Annotated in this window: 17 protein-coding genes; 12 read left to right on the top strand and 5 right to left on the bottom strand. The window is 59.6% G+C overall.

All coding sequences use genetic code 11. The features are described 5' to 3' along the window. Positions 1-35: 35 nt before the first annotated feature. From F3J14_RS05500 to F3J14_RS05480, 5 genes are all read left to right on the top strand, one after another. The gene (locus F3J14_RS05500) at positions 36-1,193 is read left to right on the top strand and encodes an MFS transporter (protein WP_348771940.1); all 1,158 of its coding nucleotides are present in this window, start codon (positions 36-38) and stop codon (positions 1,191-1,193) included. Then, on the top strand, positions 1,132-1,335 hold the full coding sequence (locus F3J14_RS36070) for a DUF1259 domain-containing protein (RefSeq protein ID WP_166722133.1): 204 nt from the start codon (positions 1,132-1,134) through the stop codon (positions 1,333-1,335). The genes F3J14_RS05500 and F3J14_RS36070 overlap by 62 nt, the downstream gene beginning before the upstream one ends. Positions 1,336-1,411: 76 nt before the next feature. Further along, entirely contained in the window at positions 1,412-2,458 is a 1,047-nt protein-coding gene (locus tag F3J14_RS05490; protein WP_166722132.1) for a YncE family protein, read from the top strand. 153 nt (positions 2,459-2,611) lie between these two features. Continuing rightward, positions 2,612-3,766 (top strand): DUF3182 family protein, encoded by a 1,155-nt coding sequence (locus tag F3J14_RS05485; protein ID WP_166722131.1) that lies wholly within the window; start codon positions 2,612-2,614, stop codon positions 3,764-3,766. Further along, positions 3,763-4,542 carry an alpha/beta fold hydrolase gene (locus F3J14_RS05480; RefSeq protein WP_166722130.1) on the top strand — a complete coding sequence of 260 codons (780 nt, stop codon included), beginning with the start codon at positions 3,763-3,765 and terminating at the stop codon, positions 4,540-4,542. Before F3J14_RS05485 ends, F3J14_RS05480 begins: the two co-directional genes overlap by 4 nt. A gap of 342 nt (positions 4,543-4,884) precedes the next feature. On the opposite strand, the gene thrS is transcribed toward F3J14_RS05480, so the two are convergent. The 4 genes from thrS to F3J14_RS05455 all read right to left on the bottom strand — a co-directional run bounded on the left by thrS (position 4,885) and on the right by F3J14_RS05455 (position 8,951). Beyond that, complete coding sequence (gene thrS / locus F3J14_RS05475; protein ID WP_166722129.1) at positions 4,885-6,093, bottom strand: threonine--tRNA ligase; 1,209 nt, start codon at positions 6,091-6,093, stop codon at positions 4,885-4,887. A gap of 428 nt (positions 6,094-6,521) precedes the next feature. Then, complete coding sequence (locus tag F3J14_RS05465; RefSeq protein WP_166722128.1) at positions 6,522-7,316, bottom strand: SDR family oxidoreductase; 795 nt, start codon at positions 7,314-7,316, stop codon at positions 6,522-6,524. Positions 7,317-7,373: 57 nt separating this feature from the next. Further along, complete coding sequence (locus F3J14_RS05460) at positions 7,374-8,216, bottom strand: type 1 glutamine amidotransferase domain-containing protein (protein ID WP_166722127.1); 843 nt, start codon at positions 8,214-8,216, stop codon at positions 7,374-7,376. 21 nt (positions 8,217-8,237) lie between these two features. Then, positions 8,238-8,951, bottom strand: coding sequence for a type 1 glutamine amidotransferase domain-containing protein (locus tag F3J14_RS05455; protein WP_166722126.1), 714 nt, complete (start codon positions 8,949-8,951; stop codon positions 8,238-8,240). Positions 8,952-9,072: 121 nt separating this feature from the next. On the opposite strand from F3J14_RS05455, the gene F3J14_RS05450 reads away from it, so the two are divergent. Next, positions 9,073-9,981 carry a LysR family transcriptional regulator gene (locus F3J14_RS05450; protein ID WP_166722125.1) on the top strand — a complete coding sequence of 303 codons (909 nt, stop codon included), beginning with the start codon at positions 9,073-9,075 and terminating at the stop codon, positions 9,979-9,981. A gap of 431 nt (positions 9,982-10,412) precedes the next feature. Here the strand turns inward: F3J14_RS05450 and F3J14_RS05445 are convergent, their stop codons facing one another. Then, positions 10,413-11,126, bottom strand: a complete 714-nt coding sequence (locus tag F3J14_RS05445) for a winged helix-turn-helix transcriptional regulator (protein ID WP_348771939.1) — start codon at positions 11,124-11,126, stop codon at positions 10,413-10,415. Between the two features lie 745 nt (positions 11,127-11,871). On the opposite strand from F3J14_RS05445, the gene F3J14_RS05440 reads away from it, so the two are divergent. The 6 genes from F3J14_RS05440 (at position 11,872) to F3J14_RS05415 (ending at position 18,373) form a co-directional block, all read left to right on the top strand. Then, positions 11,872-13,524 carry a GMC family oxidoreductase gene (locus F3J14_RS05440; protein ID WP_166722124.1) on the top strand — a complete coding sequence of 551 codons (1,653 nt, stop codon included), beginning with the start codon at positions 11,872-11,874 and terminating at the stop codon, positions 13,522-13,524. After that, positions 13,502-13,747 (top strand): hypothetical protein, encoded by a 246-nt coding sequence (locus F3J14_RS05435; RefSeq protein WP_166722123.1) that lies wholly within the window; start codon positions 13,502-13,504, stop codon positions 13,745-13,747. The genes F3J14_RS05440 and F3J14_RS05435 overlap by 23 nt, the downstream gene beginning before the upstream one ends. Then, on the top strand, positions 13,744-14,733 hold the full coding sequence (locus tag F3J14_RS05430; RefSeq protein WP_247682134.1) for an alpha/beta hydrolase: 990 nt from the start codon (positions 13,744-13,746) through the stop codon (positions 14,731-14,733). The genes F3J14_RS05435 and F3J14_RS05430 overlap by 4 nt, the downstream gene beginning before the upstream one ends. Before the next feature lie 211 nt (positions 14,734-14,944). Continuing rightward, positions 14,945-15,433 carry a DUF2384 domain-containing protein gene (locus F3J14_RS05425; protein WP_348771938.1) on the top strand — a complete coding sequence of 163 codons (489 nt, stop codon included), beginning with the start codon at positions 14,945-14,947 and terminating at the stop codon, positions 15,431-15,433. A gap of 108 nt (positions 15,434-15,541) precedes the next feature. Beyond that, a complete protein-coding gene (locus F3J14_RS05420) occupies positions 15,542-16,558 on the top strand; it encodes a hypothetical protein (RefSeq protein WP_166722122.1) in 1,017 nt (338 codons plus the stop codon). 633 nt (positions 16,559-17,191) lie between these two features. Then, entirely contained in the window at positions 17,192-18,373 is a 1,182-nt protein-coding gene (locus tag F3J14_RS05415) for a HEPN-associated N-terminal domain-containing protein (RefSeq protein ID WP_348771937.1), read from the top strand. Positions 18,374-18,384 lie beyond the last annotated feature (11 nt).

The following is an 18,384-nucleotide window of genomic DNA, read 5'->3' as shown; positions in this document are numbered from 1 at the left end:
ACCGGGCTGCATGGCTCATCTTCGCAAGCCGCGGCATGCGCGGTTTCTGCGATGGATTCATTGCCGTGCTACTGCCCGCGTATTTGCTGTCGCTCGGGTTATCGCAACTGGACGTCGGGTTGATCAGCACGACGACGCTGATGGGCTCCGCGATTGCGACGATCATGGTCGGCATGCTGGCGAGCCGCTTCACGCAACGGCGCATGTTGATGCTCGCCGCGACGCTGATGGCGGCAACGGGTATCGGCTTCGTGAGTTTCGCCACGTTGTGGCCGCTGCTCGTCGTCGCTTTCGTCGGCACGCTCAATCCAAGCTCGGGTGACGTCAGCCTGTTTCTGCCGCTCGAACAGTCGCGTCTGGCGGAAGCCGCCGGCGGCGACGCCCGCACTGCACTGTTCGCACGATACAGCCTCGTCGGGGCCGTATCGGCGGCGATCGGTTCCCTGACGGCGGGACTGCCGATCTGGATCGCGTCGCATACCGGAATCCCGGCGCTTGGCGCGATGCGCGGCATGTTTCTCGTCTACGCGGTGACGGGCGTTGCCGTCTTCCTGCTGTATCGGCGATTGCCGCGCCCCGATACCCACGCGTCGAAGGCGGCGCCCCCGCTCGGCCCGTCGCGCCCCATCGTCATGCGGCTTGCGATGCTGTTCAGCGTCGACGCGTTCGCGGGCGGTCTCGTCGTCAACTCGCTGTTGTCGCTGTGGCTGATGCAACGCTTCGGGCTCTCGATCGCCGCCGCTGGCCAGTTCTTCTTCTGGGCCGGCCTGCTTTCGGCCGGCTCGCAGCTCGCTGCCGCTCCGCTATCGCGCAAGATCGGCCTGCTGAACACGATGGTGTTCACGCACATCCCTTCGAGCGTATGCCTGATCGGCGCAGCGTACGCGCCGTCGCTACCGCTCACGTTAGCGCTGCTGCTGATGCGCAGTGCACTTTCGCAAATGGATGTGCCAACGCGGACCGCCTACGTGATGGCAGTCGTCACGCCGGCGGAACGACCGGCGGCTGCCAGCTTTACAACTGTGCCGCGCAGCCTCGCGGCTGCCGTCGCGCCGACGTTGGCGGGAGGCTTGTTCAGCCTTGGTTGGCTTGGCGCGCCTCTGGTCGCATGCGGCGCACTGAAGATCGCGTATGACCTTTCGCTGCTGGCGGCTTTTCGACGCGTCGAACCAAACGACGAGCGGGCGCGATAAATGCGGCCGTGCCCTCCATCGGCACATGCCCGGAGAAACGCCGCGCATTCCGTTCCTGCATTACGAGGGCAGCGGCAAAGCCGTCGATCCGGCGAAAGCGGTCAAAACCGCTCCGGATGCGCAAAGCGCAGTCGGGCGATAACGCCGCCCGGCGTTGACGACCATGCCGCCGACGAGCATGCGTGCCGCGGCGGCGATCGTGTCGCAGGAGATGTGTCATGAAAACTCGGCGCCCCGGACGCGTGAACCGCGCCGTCGGAAATTACCTCGTCATTCTCGTTCTGTCCGCCATTGCGGGGGCGTTCGTACCCGCCATTGCGCAGACTGCCGCGCAAGAAGGCAAGGATCGTTTGCCGCTGACCCACGTCGTCGATATCCCATTGCCGGGGCGGCCGACCCGGCTCGACTACGAAAGCTACGATCCCGCCCGCCATCTGCTATTCATTGCGCATCTCGGCGACGGCGAGGTGATCGTCGTCGACATGAATGCGTCGCGCGCGGTCGCCCGCGTTCCCGGCATTTCCTCGGTTCATGGCGTGCTCGCCATTCCGGAGCTGTCGCGCGTCTATGCATCGGCGACGGGAACGAACGAGATCGTCGCCGTCGACGAAGCAACCCTGAAGGTCGTCGCACGGATACCGGGTGGCCGGTATCCGGACGGCATCGCCTATGCGCCCGACATGCACAAGATTTATGTATCGGACGAGACCGGCAACACCGAGACCGTCATCGACGTTCAAAGCAATCGGCGTGTCGCGACGATTCCGCTTGGCGGCGAGGTCGGCAACACACAATACGATCCGGCATCGCGGCACATTTTCGTCAACGTTCAGACGCGTAACGAACCCGTCGAAATCGATCCGACCGTCGACCGGATCGTTCGGCGGTTTGCGTTGCCGGGCGCCGACCGCAACCACGGGCTGCTGATCGATTCCAGCGACGGGCTCGCGTTCATCGCGTGTCAGGGCAACGACAAGCTGCTCGTCTTCGATATGGCTGCACGGCAGGTCGTCCAGGCATTCGGCATCGGCAAGGATCCGGACGTACTCGCATTCGACCCGGCGCTGAACAGGCTCTATGTGGCCGCCGAATCTGGCGTGGTGTCGGTCTTCGGCATCAACCGCTCGAAGGTAAGCCTGATCGGCGAGGGCTGGGTGGGTTCCGACGCTCACGCGGTCGCCGTCGACCACGACACGCACCGTTCGTATTTTCCGCTGAAGAATCTCGACGGACGCCCGGTGCTGCGTGTCATGGCGCCGCGCTGACCCGGCCGGAGCCTCCCGTCCGCCCCGGCATGCCAGCCCGGGAACGTAGGCGAATGAATCTTGCTACACCACCGCCACGAGCGGATTCGACAGGCGATACCGCCCGCGACGATGCATTCCTGACAATCGCGCCGCCGGCGCGAAGGGGGCGATTTGAAACCACGGGTCAACCTGGCGCGCGTAACGCCGGCACTGCCGGTCGTCCTCATCCATTTTCGGGACGATGGGACGCCGCACGTCGGTCATGGAGCCGACACGCTGCGCCAGCTCGGCGCGCAGATCGCCGAACTGAAGGGAACACGGCTTGCGGGCGAGTTCCGTCGGACGGAACGATACCCCGCAAACCGTTACGTGATCCCGAACGACACGCTCACCGTGTCGCAGGCACGCGAACTGGGGGTCCGATCAGTACGCGACCTATTCGGTGGCGTCGTGCCGTTTCCGTTCGTCGCGACCAAGGTGATTGCCCATCGTCTGGTCGAAGGGGCCCGCGTCAAGCCGCCCGGTTGGTCCGTCCCGTTCGCGGAACGCACCGCGGCGCTCGGACTGCCCGGTTACTCCGCGTTTTCGCGCGAGGATGCGTGCGATGCCGCGCAGCGCCTGTGGCAGGACGGCCGCGTGCGAATCAAGCGGCCCTCCGGGATTGGCGGAACGGGGCAGACACTCGTGGCCGACATGGCAGAACTGGAAGCGGAGCTTGACGCGTTCGGCGACGTGGCGTTGCGCACCGGCGGCATCGTCGTCGAGCGCCATCTCGATTCGATCGAGACGTTGAGCGTCGGGCAGGTCACGCTGGACGATCTGGTGGCGAGCTACTGGGGCGTTCAGCATCTGACCGTCAACAACCACGGCCATGAAGTGTATGGCGGCACCGACCTCGTCGTCGTCCGCGGCGGCTTCGACGTGCTGGCGCGGCTCGACGTCACGGCCGAGGTCAGTGAGGCGATCGCGAAGGCATGCGCATTCGATGCCGCCGTGCAACGCGATTACGCGGGGTTTTTTGCGTCGCGGCGCAACTACGATGTCGCGTTCGGCACCGATGCACAAGGCGTGCGCCATTGCGGCGTACTGGAGCAGTCGTGGCGGATCGGCGGCGCATCCGGCGCGGAAATCGGCGCGTTGCGCATGTTCAGGACGGACCTGGAGGTGGACGCAGTGGCCGCCGCGACGCGCGAGATTTACGGCGACGACCCGGTGATACCGGCCGGTGCGCAGATCGTCTATCGCGGTGTCGATGCGCAGGCCGGCGCCCTCACCAAGTACTACATGGTCGATCGTCATCCCTTCCGAAGGAGCAGCGAGACATGACAGCGGAGCATTATCGTGTGCGCATCAAGGTCGAGAACGGCTACCTCGACGGTACCGTGCTCGCGCCGAAGACCACCGTGGCGGGCGTTCTGTTCGTGCACGGCTGGGGCGGCAACCAGGAGCAGTATCTCGAGCGGGCGCGGCAGGCGGCGGCACTCGGATGCGTCTGTCTGACGTTCGATCTGACCGGGCATGGACGTACGCTGGAGGAGCAGCAAAACGTGACGCGCGAAACCCATCTTCGCGATTTGCTCGCCGCTTACGACACGCTCGTTGACCACCCGTTGATCGACCGCGATGCCATCGCCGTGGTCGGCAGCAGCTATGGCGGCTATCTCGCGACCATCCTGACGGAGCTGCGCCCCGTGCGCTGGCTGGGCCTGCGCGTACCGGCGCTCTATCTCGACGACGGCTGGAATACGCCGAAGCGCGCGCTGCACGTCGAGCACGATCTCGTCGCGTATCGCAAACGCATCGTGCCGGCGTCCGACAATCGCGCACTGCGCGCGGCGTCTCGCTTTCGCGGCGACGTGTTGCTCGTCGAATCGGAGCACGATGAGATCGTGCCGCACACGGCGATCGCCAGCTATCTGCAGGCATGCCTGTCGGCGCATTCGCTGACGTACCGGATTCTCGAAGGCGCCGATCACGGGCTCTCGGACGCTGCCAGCCAGCGCGCGTACACCGCCCTCGTCGAGAAGTGGCTGGTCGAGATGATCACGGGTCAGCGTGCGGGTGAGCGCGGATCCGCCGGACCGGGCCCGACGGACGCATAGCGCGCCTGTCGGCAACCGATGCCGCACGCATTGCCGGACTTTGCTGATGCAATCTAACACCGTGAAATTGCTCGTCGCCGTCGAAGGCTGCGACGGTTCAGGGAAAATCTACCCTGATTCATGCGTTCGAGGCACGGGCAACACGGCGGAATGTCATTTTCCTGGACGGCCTCATACGGTGCAGACTCACGATAACCTTCGGCCCATTGAATTACTCGCTCGCTGGCTTCTCTCATAATTTTATTAGAATTACTTATTGAATTGTGGTTGTTGATGGATTCGACTGATCCGCCACGTGCCCTCTATTCGCCTGAGGTCGCCGAAAACATCCCTGTTTTCAGGTCAGAACACCCGCGTCGCAGACGGAACGCGCGCATGCTGCTTCAGGTACGCGAGCGCATCGTTGATCGTCAGCACGTGCTGCTCCCCGTCCCTCAATCGTAACGACACTTCGCCAGCCAGCGCCTCCTTGCGTCCTGCTATCGCGACGATCGGCGCGGCCAGTTCCCTCGCATCGAAGATCTTGCGCGGCAGGCGCTCGGCACGGAAATCCCGAAGCACCCGACAGCCAATGTCTTCGAAGGCGAACGCCGTGTTGTCGGCAAATTCGCGGTCATCCTTCACAATGTTCGCAACGACGATCTGGTCCGGTGCCAGCCAAGTGGGCAACCATCCCTCGTAGTGTTCGAGAAGAATACCGATGAACCGTTCGAGGCTTCCCAGCACCGCGTGGTGCAACATGACGGGCGTCGCCTTCGCACCGTCCTCTGCGACATATGACGCACCGAGCCGCTCCGGCAATACGAAATCGAGCTGGATCGTCCCGCACTGCCATTTCCGTCCTTGACGATCGAGCAGATGAAATTCGAGCTTGGGGCCATAGAATGCCCCTTCTCCCGCCTGGATCGCAAAGTCCAGACCTGCCGCTCGCGCAGCGGATGCCAGCATCGCTTCCGAGCGGTCCCAGACGGCATCGTCACCCGCGCGGACCGCCGGCCTCGTTGACAAAGCCACATCGAATTCGCCGAATCCGAAGTCTGCGTAGATCGTCTTCAGCAATACGCAGAATCGTGCGACTTCAACCTCGACCTGATCCGGCATGCAGAGCACATGAGCGTCGTCCTGCGTGAACGCACGGGCACGCATGAGGCCATGTAGCGCCCCGGACGGTTCGGCCCGGTGGACCGCGCCAAATTCAGAATATCGGATCGGGAGATCACGGTACGACCGACTGCCTTTTTTGAAAATCTGCACGTGGCACGGGCAACTCATCGGTTTGAGACAGTACGGGTTGTTGTCACTCTCGAGCGAAAACATGTTTCGCCCGAACTTCTCCCAATGGCCGCTCTGTTCCCAAAGATCGCGCGAGACGATCTGAGGAGTCCGCACTTCAGCAAAGCCGGCCTGACGCATCCGGACCCGGATGTATTCCTCGACGACCCGATAAAGAACCATGCCGCGCGGATGCCAGAAGATGGCGCCGGGACTTTCATCCTGCTGGTGAAACAGATCGAGTTTGTTGCCGAGCACCCGGTGATCGAAATCGTCCATCATGTTCTCCGTTGACGTTGGTACGGCCGAACGGAGCATAAAAAAAGCCCCGTCCGTTTCCGGCGGGGCTTGAGGATGGTGTGAGGCACTGACTTACGACGTGCAACCTCCCCCCGGCCCGCCATTGGCGGTCGTGGTGGTGGTCGTGGTAGTCGTAACGAAAAGTGCGTTCATGTGGCTAATCTAGGCAACCTGTTAACGTCTGTCAATAGAGCGCTCGAATCTAACTTCAGCAACGCCACTTCCTGATTCATTAAGAATCCTCAATCAGCAAAACAAATGAAAGCGACAGAAGGCTGGGAGAGGGGCTTACTGGGCTGGAAGTTGTTCGACAAGTTCCCGCTGCGCTTGCACCAGCACCGCCTCACAACCTTGCTTCGCTTCGACGAGCGCGACGATGACATGGGCGGACATATCGACGCACCTGTTCAGAGAATCGACCGAAAGGTGCCGCCTTCGACGCGCACCGCCGCGCCGTTGGACGCCGCGCCCAACGGACTGGCCAGCAATGCCACCATGGCAGCGATCTCGTCGGCTTCGATCATGCGGGCGATCAGGGAGCTCGGGCGATAGGTCTCAAAGAAGTGCGATTCGATTTCCGCATCGCTCATACCCGGTCGCGGCGCGGTCTGCCGCAAATACGCGACGATGCCTTCAGAGCGCGTCGCAGACGGCAGCACACTGTTGACGGTCACGCCCGTACCCTTCGTCAGTTCGGCCATGCCGCGCGAAACCGCGAGCTGAGCCGATTTGCTGACGCCGTAGTGCACCATGTCCGGCGGCGTGAACGCACCGACTTCGCTGGACATGAAGATCACACGCCCCCAGTTCTTCGCGAGCATGCGAGGAAAGTAATGGCGTGACAGTCGCACCCCCGACATCACGTTGACGTCGATCATTCGCAGCCAGTCGTCATCGGTGATTTCGGCGAACGGCTTGGCTTCGTAGTAGCCGAGATTGTTCACGAGAATATCCGTATCCGGCTGTGCGTCGATCAGTTCGGCAACGCCTCGCGCGCCGCTCACGTCGGCCACAATTCCGCGCACGCTGCCCTCAGGGACGTCCGCGGAGATCTGAGCGACGGCTTCGTCGAGTTTGTCGCGGTGACGCCCCGTGATCGTGACCGACACGCCCTCGCCGACCAACGTTCGTGCGATAGCCATGCCGATGCCGGCGGTAGCACCCGTGACGATCGCGGTTTTGCCTTCAAGTTGCAGATCCATGTGTTGTTTCCCCTTTGCATCATCGAAGAACCGGCGATGCCGGTCCGTTGCGTGGCGTTACTTCAGCCGCTTCAGCATTTCACCGGCGACGTCGAGTGCGGACGCCGGGTTCTGTCCGGTGATCAATTCGCGATCGGTCACCATGTGCGGGGTGAACGGAACCTCGTTGCTGCTATAGATGCCGCCGGCTCGTTGCAACGCGGTCTGCGGATAGAATTTCATCGCTCCGCCGCCGAGCAGTGCTTTGGCCTGCTCTTCTTCCGCGTTGCTGATCACCGTCATCCGGTAACCGGCATAGATCCATTTCGGATTGCCGTCGCCTGCGTTTCCGGCGGCGAGTCTTCGCGTAAAGCCCGACGCGTCCGGCAGAGTCGACAGCAGCGCAATCGGACCATGGCAAACGAGCGCCGTGGTTTTGCCGCGCGCATGAAAATCGGCCAGCAGCCTGCCCACCGCGGGACTGGTCAGAAGATCCTGCATCGGCGCATGACCGCCGGGAACATAGACGGCATCGAAGTGGCCGTAACCGATCTGCTCGACCCGCGACAGACTGATCATGGGAGAGTGCGCACGCGACGTGATCTGCAGCTTGTCGAGCAAAGCCCGGTAGTCGCGCATCGCCTTTTCGTCGCCGTTGAAGTACATCTTGTCGGCAGACGTGGCATCCATCGTGGGCGCCTTGCCCTCGGGTGTGGCGAAGGTCACCTGATGGCCTGCATCAAGCAGGGCCTTCACGGGCTGCATCAGTTCGTTCAGGTAGAAGCCCGTCGCGAACACCTTGCCGTCCTTCAGATCGAGGTGATCGGAATCCGACAACACCACGAGCACGTTGGCCGCGTGAGCACTGTACGCTGCAATGCCGAGCATGACGGCAACGGCGAGCTTGCGCATCGAATGCATAGCGTTCTCCATGGGGAAATTTCAGGCCTGTCCTGAACGGTTCAGCAACAGATAGCGAATCGCCGCGCCCACGCCGGAAGCCGACTGCGGGTTCTGGCCGGTCACGAGACGCCCGTCGACGACGACCTTCGCCGTCCAGTTCGATACCGGATGGTGATGCGCACCTCGCTGCGTCAACGTGCTCGCAAGCAGGAAAGGCACGACGCGGTCGAGCTGGACCGCGCGTTCCTCTTCATCCGTGAATGCGCTGAGGTTCTTGCCGGCAACCAGGTAAGTACCGTCGCCCAGCGTCACATCGACCAGCGCGGCCGGACCATGGCATACCGCGCCGACCACGCCACCCGCCTCATAAATCGCGCGAGTCACCTTTTGCACGTCGGCATTGCCCGGGAAATCCCACATTGCACCGTGGCCGCCCGCAAAGAAGACAGCGGCGTATTTCGACGCGTCGACATCGCCCAGGCGCTGCGTGTGGCGCAGCGCGTCGCGGAAAGCACTGTCGTTCCAGTAGCGCGCGTTGACTTCATCCGTCAGGTCGAGACCATCGACCGGCGGCTCGCCGCCCTGAATCGACGCGAATTCGACCGGGATGCCCGCCGCGTCGAGTTCGGCAAGCGGATGCGTCACTTCGCCGAGGTAAAAGCCGGTCGGCTCGCCGGTCGCGCCTTTCGTCGCGTGGCTCGTGAGTACGAACAGCACGGACAGGCCCTGCCGGTCGCGAGGTACACGATTCATGGTTTGCTCCTTGATTTCAGTGAGTGACCGGACGACGCAGTCACGATGCGCTCACTTTATTTGGACCATTCAAGGAGATAAACTGAGTCAAAAGCAAATATTCTGTTCTTTGGAGGACAAGATGGCGCGAAGATTCGACCATCTCGGTGACGTGGAAGCATTCGTCACGGTGATCGACAAAGGCTCGATGACTGCGGGCGCGGTGGCGCTGGGCAGCACACCGTCCGTTCTCAGCCGCGCCATTACGCGTCTGGAGACCCGGCTGGGCGTGCAATTGCTGCGCCGTTCGACTCGACGGTTGAGCCTGACGGAGCAAGGCAGGCTCTATCTGGAGCAATCGCGCGCGGCGTTCTTGCTGATCGACGACGCCGAGCGTGCCATTCAGGGGCACGGCGGCACGTTGACAGGCCATGTCCGCCTCAGCGTACCGACGACGTACGGACACTATCGTCTGCCGCCGCTGCTGCGGCAGTTCACGCAGCAGCACCCGGAGGTTCGCGTGGAGTTGAACATCGCGAACCGGAACGTGGATCTGGTGGCCGAAGGGTTCGATCTGGCGATCCGGCTCGGTGAATTGCCGGACAGCGGCCTGGTCGCACGCAAGCTCGAGGACGCGCCGCTATGCCTTGTCGCGTCGCCGGAGTACGTGGCGCGCGCAGGCATGCCGGAAAACGTGGCGGATCTGGCGCACCATCTCTGTTTGCCTTTCATGCTGCCCAGCAGCGGCCGTATCGCGCCCTGGGTGTTCCGGGACGGCGGGCAGGACGTCGATTGGCTCCCGCCGTCGAACGTCGCGGTTTCCGACGACGTGCTGGGGGTCGTTTCGATGGCGCAGAGCGGCGCCGGCATCTGCCAGACCTATGACTTCATTGTTCAGGATCGCGTGCGGGCCGGGCATCTCGTCGAAGTGCTGCCTCATCTTCGTGGCCGCTCACGGCCGTTTTCGGTGATCTATGCGCCGCATCGTCGGTTGTCTGCGGCGTCGCGGGCTTTGATCGACATGATTGTTGCGTCTACCGCTGATCACTGAAGGGACAACAGAAGGGTTGGGCTGGCTCAGCTTGGCGAACGTGAATTTCTTGCGATTGCGTAACGCCATCCATGACGACCCCCGACCGTGCCGATCCGGGGTACGACCGGGGAGATCCTCACCAATTCGGATCGTGACTGAGACTGAGGGCGGGACTCATGCCTCCGATTCGAGGCGTGAGGGTATTTATTAGTGAGGCCGTGCGCTCGCCGAGCAGATACTGGTCGGCCAGGGAGCTCGTTTGAACCCAAAGATTTCTGCGCCGTTACCTTCATGGCGCGTCTTCTCGCATCGGTTGCCAACCAAGCTTGCTTACATGGCAAGCCGGATTCGCTGCGCGATGATGCAGGCAGCGCAAATGGATGGCCGGAATTCGTGGGGTATCTGAAGCTTTGGATATTTGTGAGTCTCAGCCGAACTTCGGCAAGACATCAGGGCTTGTATTCGAGAATCTTGAATACCTGTGTGAACGCCTGCTTGCTTCCTTGCAGGAGGGATACACGCCCTTCGCGGAGTGCATGCGTTGGAGTGACTTCGCGCAAAGCCAGAGCCATGAATGTCCCCATGTCGCACTGTATCTTGACGTCGGGGGGCTCAGTGCTGGGACCGGAGCGGATCAGCACCTTTCCGCGGTTCACCGGGACATGGAAAACCTCCGCGCCCACATGGAACTCATACAATGTTTGTAAGCCGGCGCTCGCTGCAGGATCGCTCGCCCCCGTCAAGCACAGCGCGATGAGTTCCGCACGGGCCGTGGACGGATCGATGCGTTCATCGAGCGGCAGGCGCAGCCCCCAGAGCCCGAGTGCAATCACAGGCTTGCGCAGTTGTTCACCCATTTCCGTCAGTTCATAAGCTGGCGTAGCGGCGGACGTTGGCAACGTGGTCGGTTGAACGACATCGTTCTCTACCAGCATAGCCAAGCGCTCGGACAGCCTATTTGCTCCCATGGCCGGCAAGATCGCCAGCAGATCCTTGAACCGCTTCGGGCCCAGCAAGAGTTCGCGGATCACGAGAAGCGTCCAACGATCGCCGAGGACGTCTAATGCCCGGGCCATTGGGCAAAGTTGACCGTAGGTTTTGTTTGGCATGTCACATTGTACAAGGCCCTGCTTAAGCAAAGCCGGTTGGAAGGTGATGGTCACGGCTCAGACTGGAAATCGACGGACGGCCTTGCGGACACCTGCATCCGTAGGGAATCGATGTTCCAGACGAGGCGCGCCCTGCCATCGCGAATCTGCCGCCGCGCAGGGTATCCGTTGAGCCACGTCCTGAATTTCCTCGGGGCAACACACCCAGTGCACACGTCGGGTCGTCCCAGAAGGCGGTGACCGGCCACGCGATCGCTGCCGCAGCGAAAGGGGTATTCATTGTCGCGCCTTCTCGCGCAGAGACGCCATGGCAAGCGCGGCGGTCTGATCGAACGGCAGTGGGACCTTGAGGTCTCGCGATGTCAGCGTCGTAACCGGACCCATGCGTTTTCTCCAGTCTTGGGGTTCTGAGCGCGCACCACACACCATACTATATTGTTTGTATAGTATTTGCGCTATACAAAGCGTATAGTGTTGTCGTCCGTGGTCGCAACGTCGGTTCCGCACTTGTGCTTTTCGCCCCGGTCGGGGCGGTCCGATACTGCGCCCAAGCTAACGCGGCGTGATGGTTGGCGGACTGAACGAGGTCTTCGCTTACAAATACGGAGACCTTAATGATTGGAGGCACTCATTTCATTCGTGCGACTTGATCCCCACGAGATCGTTGTGGATCGCGGTCCTTCGTCGAATACGCTGCTGCAGACTACTAGAACCAGGAAAACGGAGACAAACCCATGGACGTCTTATTCGCTAATGTGCGCGTGGAGACCGCGATCGCCGAAGGCTCGAGGTGCCCCCGATGAGTACTTCATATGATTTTGACTACATCGTCATCGGTTCGGGTTTCGGCGGTAGCGTGTCCGCCTGCCGCCTCACTGAAAAAGGCTATTCGGTTGGTGTGATGGAGATGGGGCGGCGTTGGACTGCAGAGGATTTTCCCAAGACCAACTGGGACGCACGGCGCTGGATGTGGCGACCTGGTTTGAAAATGTTCGGTTTCTACAATATGCGTTTGTTCCGCCACGTCATGGTCTTGAGTGGAAATGCAGTCGGCGGTGGTTCCATCACATACGCGAACGCCTTACTGGTACCACCCGACAAGGTGTGGGACGAGGGCTCGTGGGCAGGGCTGAAGGACTGGAAACGCATCATGCCCCAGTACTACGCCATGGCGGAACGAATGCTCGGCGTAACCGAGAACCAAATTCTGGGCGAGGCCGATTTTCGGCTCAAGAAGATGGCGGACATGCAGGGCGTAGGCGATACATTTCACAACGGCCGTGTGGCGACGTTCTTCGCGCCAGAAGGTGAGGCCGGCGGCAAAACCTATGCCGATCCCTACTTCGACGGCGAAGGTCCGGAGCGCGGGACGTGCGTCGGTTGCGGTGGCTGCATGGTCGGTTGCAAGCACAACGCCAAGAATACGCTCGACAAGAATTATCTTTATTTTGCTGAGAAACGTGGCGCGCAGGTTTTTGCCGAAACCAGGGTGGTGGACGTGCGCCCACTCGACGGCAAGGAAGACGGAAGCAACGGCTACGAAGTCTTCACTGAGCGCTCGACCACCTGGTTCAATAAGCAACGACGCAGCTTCCGCTGCCGCGGGGTGGTATTTGCCGCGTCCTCATTGGGCACAATGGAATTGTTGTTCCGGCTCAAGCAGAGCGGCTCCCTACCGCGCATCAGTGATGACCTCGGCAAGCGCGTGCGCACAAATGCCGAGTCTCTCGTTGGCGTGCGCTTTCCGGCCAAAGACAAGAGCATGTCGCTCGGCGTAGCCGGTGGCGCCGGCGTCTATATCGACGAACGGACGCACATCGGCGCGGTGCGCTATCCGGAAGGTTCGGACGCTACAGGTCTGATGATGACCTTACTATCTGGCGGGCGTGCCGGATGGACGCGGATTTTTACCTGGCTATGGACGCTGGCAACACATCCGGTGAAAGCAATACGCGTGCATAACCCCTTCGGATTTGCACGCCAGACCATACTGTTCGTTGTAATGCAGACGGTGGACGCCTTTATCAACATGCAGTTCAAGCGTCGCTGGTATTGGCCGTTTGGCAAGCAATTGTGCACTGAAGGCGGCCCGATCCCTACCTTCATCCCTGAAGCCAACAACTTTGTTGAAAAGGGGGCGAAGGCGTTGGGCGGCATCCCGACGACGTTGCTGACGGAAATTCTATTCAACATTCCGACCACGGCGCATTGCATGGGCGGATGCGCAATGGCGGACTCGCCCGAGCGCGGCGTGATGGACGCTCAGAACCACGTCTTCGGTTATCAAAATTTGCTGATCTGTGATGGCTCGATGCTCAGTGCCAACCTTGGTGTGAATCCCAGTCTCACTATCACCGCGCTGACTGAGCACGCGATGTCCCACATTCCAGCAAAGTCGTCGCACGCTCCCCATCGTCCGAGTGTCTCCTATGACCACTCCGCATACAACTAACGCCACCCCGTTGAACCAGCCCTTGAGCCTTCCCAATGGCGGCGTGCTCCACAACGGTCTCGCCAAGTCGTCCATGAGTGAGGCGCTGGGTACGTACGACAACCATTTGACGCGCAGATCCGTCGAACTGTATCGGCACTGGGCGGCTTCAGGTATCGCACCAAGTACATGCGGGCTTAATGGCGGACACGATTTTTTTGCTATTGGCGTCGTCAAAGAATGATCATGGAGATTAATGCAATGCGTCGTCTATTGAAGTCAGGTGTCATCGGACTAGCCCTGGCCGCAACGCTCATTTCCTCGCCAGTTCGGGCAGTCGAGTTATCGTCAGCTAACGAGAAGACGAGTACGCCGATACAGCAACAGGAACTCGAAGTCAGCTGGAAGGACGTGCCAACGCAGACCATCACTGCAGGCGGAGTGGATTTCGCGTATCGGGAGCTTGGGAAGGAACATGTTGGCACACCGGTGATCTTCCTTACCCACTTGGCTGCCGTGCTCGACAATTGGGACCCCCGAGTGGTGGACGGCCTCGCGGCGGAGCATCATGTGGTCACGTTCGACAATCGTGGTGTCGGAGCTTCCAGTGGCGCACCATCGAATTCGATTGAGCAGATGGCCGATGATGCCATCAACTTCATCAAGGCCATGGGGTTCACGAAGGTCGATCTTTTTGGCTTTTCGATGGGCGGCATGGTTGCCCAGGAAGTCGTGCTGAAGCAGCCGCAACTCGTCCGCAAGATGATTCTCGCGGGAACGGGTCCTGCCGGTGGGGAAGGCATCAGTGCCGTGACCAGCGTTACCTTTTACGACATGCTTCGAGGTTTCCTCACCGGCCAGGATCCGAAGCAATATCTGTTCTTCACTCGTACGCCAAACGGTATCGAAGCTGGAAAGGCGTTTCTGGCGCGTTTGACGGAGCGTTCGGAAAACCGCGACAAGAAAATCTCCGTGACCGCTTTTCTGGCTCAATTGGAGGCGATTCGCGCATGGGGCCGGAAAGAGCCTGAGAACCTATCGCTGGTGCAGAACCCGGTGCTAATTGTCAACGGCGATAGCGATCGGATGGTCCCAAGCAAGAACTCGGAAGATCTGGCGCGGCGCCTGCCGAACAGCATGCTCATCATCTACCCTGATTCGGGCCATGGCGGGGTGTTTCAGTTCTATGCCGACTTCGTGCCGAAGGCGCTCGAGTTCCTTGGCCAATAAGTTTGAAGTAGCGCCCATAAGTGTGGGCTCGCAGAAAAGGTGTCTTTGGGCCCCTCGACAGATCAAGGGCTTGGACATCTTTTTTGAGAACACCGCATGCTTCTTGTCTCAGAAAAGATGTCCGCAGCCCGGAAATTCTCGGAAAAGTTGTCCTTCGGAATGTCACGGCCCTGCCTAGGCGCCTCGACGGAACTCGGCGACCGGCAGCGCAATGGAGGAACGTTTCAGCGGCCAGCGATGTCGGCACTTCTTGTGCTATAAATGTGCACATAGTGTGCGCCGAGAAAGCTTCCATGAACCCCAGTCTGGCCCGAGATTCAACGCCCCACCCCTCGATTTCGATCACTTCCTGGCGTCTTTGAAGGACTCGGAGAGCGCTGCTCCGATCGTCTCGGCGCGACGCTTCGCGGCCGCCCTGCATATCGATATGCGGACACTCGCACGGCTGGCCCATGTCCATCGCAATACCATCAGTCGTCTTCCCGGCGCCGAAAGCGTGCAAAAGTATCTTCGAGACGCGCTGCGGGTCATCCGAGCTGCAACCGATATCTCCGGAGATATACGGAGCACGCTGTTTTGGTATCGCAATGAACCGCTGCCGACCTTTGGCTACAAGACTGCCGAAGAGCTGATATCAGAGGGACGCACTGAAGACCTGCTGCGTTACGTCACATCGCTCGAGGCCGGTGCGGCCGGATAGGGTCGGGTATCCACGTTGCGGGTCTGCAAAATCGTGGCCGCTCTCATGTCATAGCCGGCGTATGCTCGGCGTGTTTACCGGGGCAGCACAGTCTCCGACGATTTGGAAGTGGTGCCGAGAGGGCTGAGCCGTAAATCTGTTCTACAGGATTGCCTTCGTCCAGCATTGCAATGTCCTACTGCATCCGCATTTCTTCCCGGAAATTTTAATTGGAAGTTTTTTAATATGGCATCGAGTCACGAAAAGCTTGACGAAAAATATACAGACATAACCAATAATAAAAGAACCTACGATCCTTTGATTGTAGACGATGGTTTGCCGTCAAAATGCTTGCTGTGTCCTTGCGAGGAACTCGACGAGCGAGGCCATATCATCCCGAAGTTTGTGATGAGATGGTTGAAACGGGCAAACAAGATAAATAATTTTTATTTTGACAATGATGAGAAATCCAAAGTATCGGACACCATGTCGCTCAGGATTTTATGTCCGGATTGCGAGGACAAATTCTCATCGCAAGAAAAATTTTTCACTGACAATTTTTTCAAGCGATTTTATCGAGGTGAGCAGGAGTTGGCTGCCGGAGATAACATTTATCACTTTGCGATGTCAGTGGCATGGAGGATTCTAGCCGTAACGCCATTGATGAGAGAGCATGCCGGGACCAATAAATACTACAAATCCCTCAGCGATTGGACGGCCCACTTTCTGAACTCGCCCGCCGAAAGAGTTCCGGTTGATGTGTACTTTTTCCATGGCAAAGAGATTGAGGAGAACATCAGCTCAGACTCAATTAATCGGAATCTTCTTAAATACTCCATTTCTCAGGGGATATTTTGCCAAAATTTTAGAAAGATGTTCGGTAGAGAGGCGTTCCGCATTACTAAAGAGCCAGTACCGTTGGTCAGATTCAAGTTGGGAATTTATTATTTTCTTGTTGCCCCATCCGGTTATTTGCAGACTTTAAGTTTCAAAAAAATGATTGACTCTTGCGAAGGCGACCGAGTTCACGTCCTTCACCATTCCGAGGAATTGATGGGATTTTTAAGGCATGCATCGAACGGCGATTTTAATGAGGTTAATGGCTCTGTCATTCCGGAAAATTTAGAGTACGATATGCTGAGGTGATGCTTTTATGCATGCCCATCTGCGCAAACACGCCAACTCCCGCTAAGGCCGATCTGCTGTTCCGGAGAAGCGGGCTTCGATGACCGGACCGTTCCATTACCGGTCTTACGACGGCACGACAATGGGTCGGCAACGACCACTGGAATTGTTCGTCGACGTCACAATGGGCAGGTGACATCCCACAATCGAACGGCTGACGTCGATGCCAGTGCGGTGCGACCATTCGTCGACATCGCGGATTTCGCACGCCAGGCGTAGCTCGGCCGGTACGACCTGAGGTGCTCACGCGCCAACGCGCTACGCACGCTCGCGGACTGCAACCATCGCGACGCGCAGTGGCGCACGGCCGCCGCGGCACCCAATCGGGATGTGCGCGATGACACGACGCCGGCCCCATAGCCCAATCCCGATTGGGTGCCGCGACGGTCTGCCGATCGTGGCTGGATCCCGATCATATCGACGCGAGACTCACTGCCTGATTGGCTACAAAATTCCGCCTCAGGTCACCCGTGCCCCATCTGTGGAGGAACAAACCGGATAAGCTCCCGCACAAGCAATCGTATGCGGACTCCTCTTCAACTAGTTGTTCACGCGCGCAAGGACAGCTAGGTGCTCGTGGCATCGTGAGATACGATGGCGGCGTACTGCCCCCCAATTCCGATCAGTCATTCTGCATTTATCAACCTACCCATGAGCCTGGATCGCGTTTGCTCCTCTTGCTTCTCTGATCATGACTTGCGTGCTTGGGTTCGGAACCAAGATGGCCCCCGTGGCTGCTGCGTCTGCAACAAGTTTGACTCCCCAACAGCGGAGTTCCACAAAATTGTGAATCGCATCGAGGAATGCCTTAGGCGTTACTACGGTAGAGCGGTTGATCAACTTGGGTATTGTTCAGCGGAAGGGGGATATTTAGGGGAGCACTGGGATTCGTGGGACATGCTCGCCAAGGTCGGGTTGGATTTTCCTCGAGACTATAGCGGAAGGCTGAACTCGGCTATTGCTGGCGCCATGATTGATGAGCCCTGGTGCGACTTCGATGTCGGCGCGCTTGACCTTGATCATGCGTTGTGGAGCAGCTGGGAATCGTTCTGCTCGACAGTAAAGCACGAACGGAGGTTCTTTTTTCACGCCAGCGGCAGGGACGACCAAGACTCGTTCACTCCGGCATCACTGTTGAGTAGCATCGCTCATGCGAGTGAAGACCTCGGTTTGATAACGGAGATTCCCCCCGGATTGGGATTTTGGCGTGCTCGGCCAGATCTTCAGAAGGGGCAGCGCGTCGGGGCATCGAATTTTGGGCCACCTCCAGCCCACCTCGCTCGTCAAAGCAATCGCATGAATCCTGCCGGTATCCCGATGCTATATCTCGCATCGTCGCAGGCGACAGCTCTAAAGGAAACTCGCACGGAACAAGCAAAGGTAGGGCGCTGGCGCACAGCGCGCTCGATACGGATTCTAGATCTTCGCCGCCTACCACCTGTGCCTGGCGTGTTTTCCGATTCCGCACGCGCACCAGCCCTGACGCTCAAATTCCTGCATGACTTTGCCGACGACATCATGAAGCCGGTCGCGCGGGACGAGCAGGTTCATATTGACTACCTGCCCTCACAGGTTGTTACTGAGTTCATGCGTGACCATTCGTTTAAAGCCGGAGCGCTGGACGGAATTGCATACAGGAGCACCGTCCATCGCGGTGGTTGGAACCTCGCACTTTTCCTCGGAACGATCGATCTAGGGCTTGCGAAACGCGAATGGGGCCCCAGACGTCCACTCGCATTTACGTTCGACAAGTCGATGTGGGCCACTTCTGCCTAGGGCCGCATCCT

The organism is Burkholderia sp. Tr-862, assembly GCF_011753085.1.
GTDB classification, from domain to species: domain Bacteria; phylum Pseudomonadota; class Gammaproteobacteria; order Burkholderiales; family Burkholderiaceae; genus Burkholderia; species Burkholderia ambifaria.
The sequence above is the reverse complement of the archived record's forward strand: the minus strand, read 5'-3'. Positions and strand labels throughout refer to the sequence as shown.

What these genes read in the sequence shown, in the direction of transcription:
- F3J14_RS05435 (WP_166722123.1), top strand. Translation starts at nt 13,502, where the DNA reads ATGACCACTCCGCATACAACTAACGCCACCCCGTTGAACCAGCCCTTG.
- F3J14_RS05450 (WP_166722125.1), top strand. Translation starts at nt 9,073, where the DNA reads ATGGCGCGAAGATTCGACCATCTCGGTGACGTGGAAGCATTCGTCACG.
- F3J14_RS05425 (WP_348771938.1), top strand. Translation starts at nt 14,945, where the DNA reads ATGGAGGAACGTTTCAGCGGCCAGCGATGTCGGCACTTCTTGTGCTAT.
- F3J14_RS05455 (WP_166722126.1), bottom strand. Translation starts at nt 8,951, where the DNA reads ATGAATCGTGTACCTCGCGACCGGCAGGGCCTGTCCGTGCTGTTCGTA.
- F3J14_RS05460 (WP_166722127.1), bottom strand. Translation starts at nt 8,216, where the DNA reads ATGCATTCGATGCGCAAGCTCGCCGTTGCCGTCATGCTCGGCATTGCA.
- F3J14_RS05465 (WP_166722128.1), bottom strand. Translation starts at nt 7,316, where the DNA reads ATGGATCTGCAACTTGAAGGCAAAACCGCGATCGTCACGGGTGCTACC.
- F3J14_RS05490 (WP_166722132.1), top strand. Translation starts at nt 1,412, where the DNA reads ATGAAAACTCGGCGCCCCGGACGCGTGAACCGCGCCGTCGGAAATTAC.
- F3J14_RS05440 (WP_166722124.1), top strand. Translation starts at nt 11,872, where the DNA reads ATGAGTACTTCATATGATTTTGACTACATCGTCATCGGTTCGGGTTTC.
- F3J14_RS36070 (WP_166722133.1), top strand. Translation starts at nt 1,132, where the DNA reads ATGACCTTTCGCTGCTGGCGGCTTTTCGACGCGTCGAACCAAACGACG.
- F3J14_RS05480 (WP_166722130.1), top strand. Translation starts at nt 3,763, where the DNA reads ATGACAGCGGAGCATTATCGTGTGCGCATCAAGGTCGAGAACGGCTAC.
- F3J14_RS05415 (WP_348771937.1), top strand. Translation starts at nt 17,192, where the DNA reads ATGGCGGCGTACTGCCCCCCAATTCCGATCAGTCATTCTGCATTTATC.
- F3J14_RS05500 (WP_348771940.1), top strand. Translation starts at nt 36, where the DNA reads ATGCGCGGTTTCTGCGATGGATTCATTGCCGTGCTACTGCCCGCGTAT.
- thrS (WP_166722129.1), bottom strand. Translation starts at nt 6,093, where the DNA reads ATGGACGATTTCGATCACCGGGTGCTCGGCAACAAACTCGATCTGTTT.
- F3J14_RS05430 (WP_247682134.1), top strand. Translation starts at nt 13,744, where the DNA reads ATGATCATGGAGATTAATGCAATGCGTCGTCTATTGAAGTCAGGTGTC.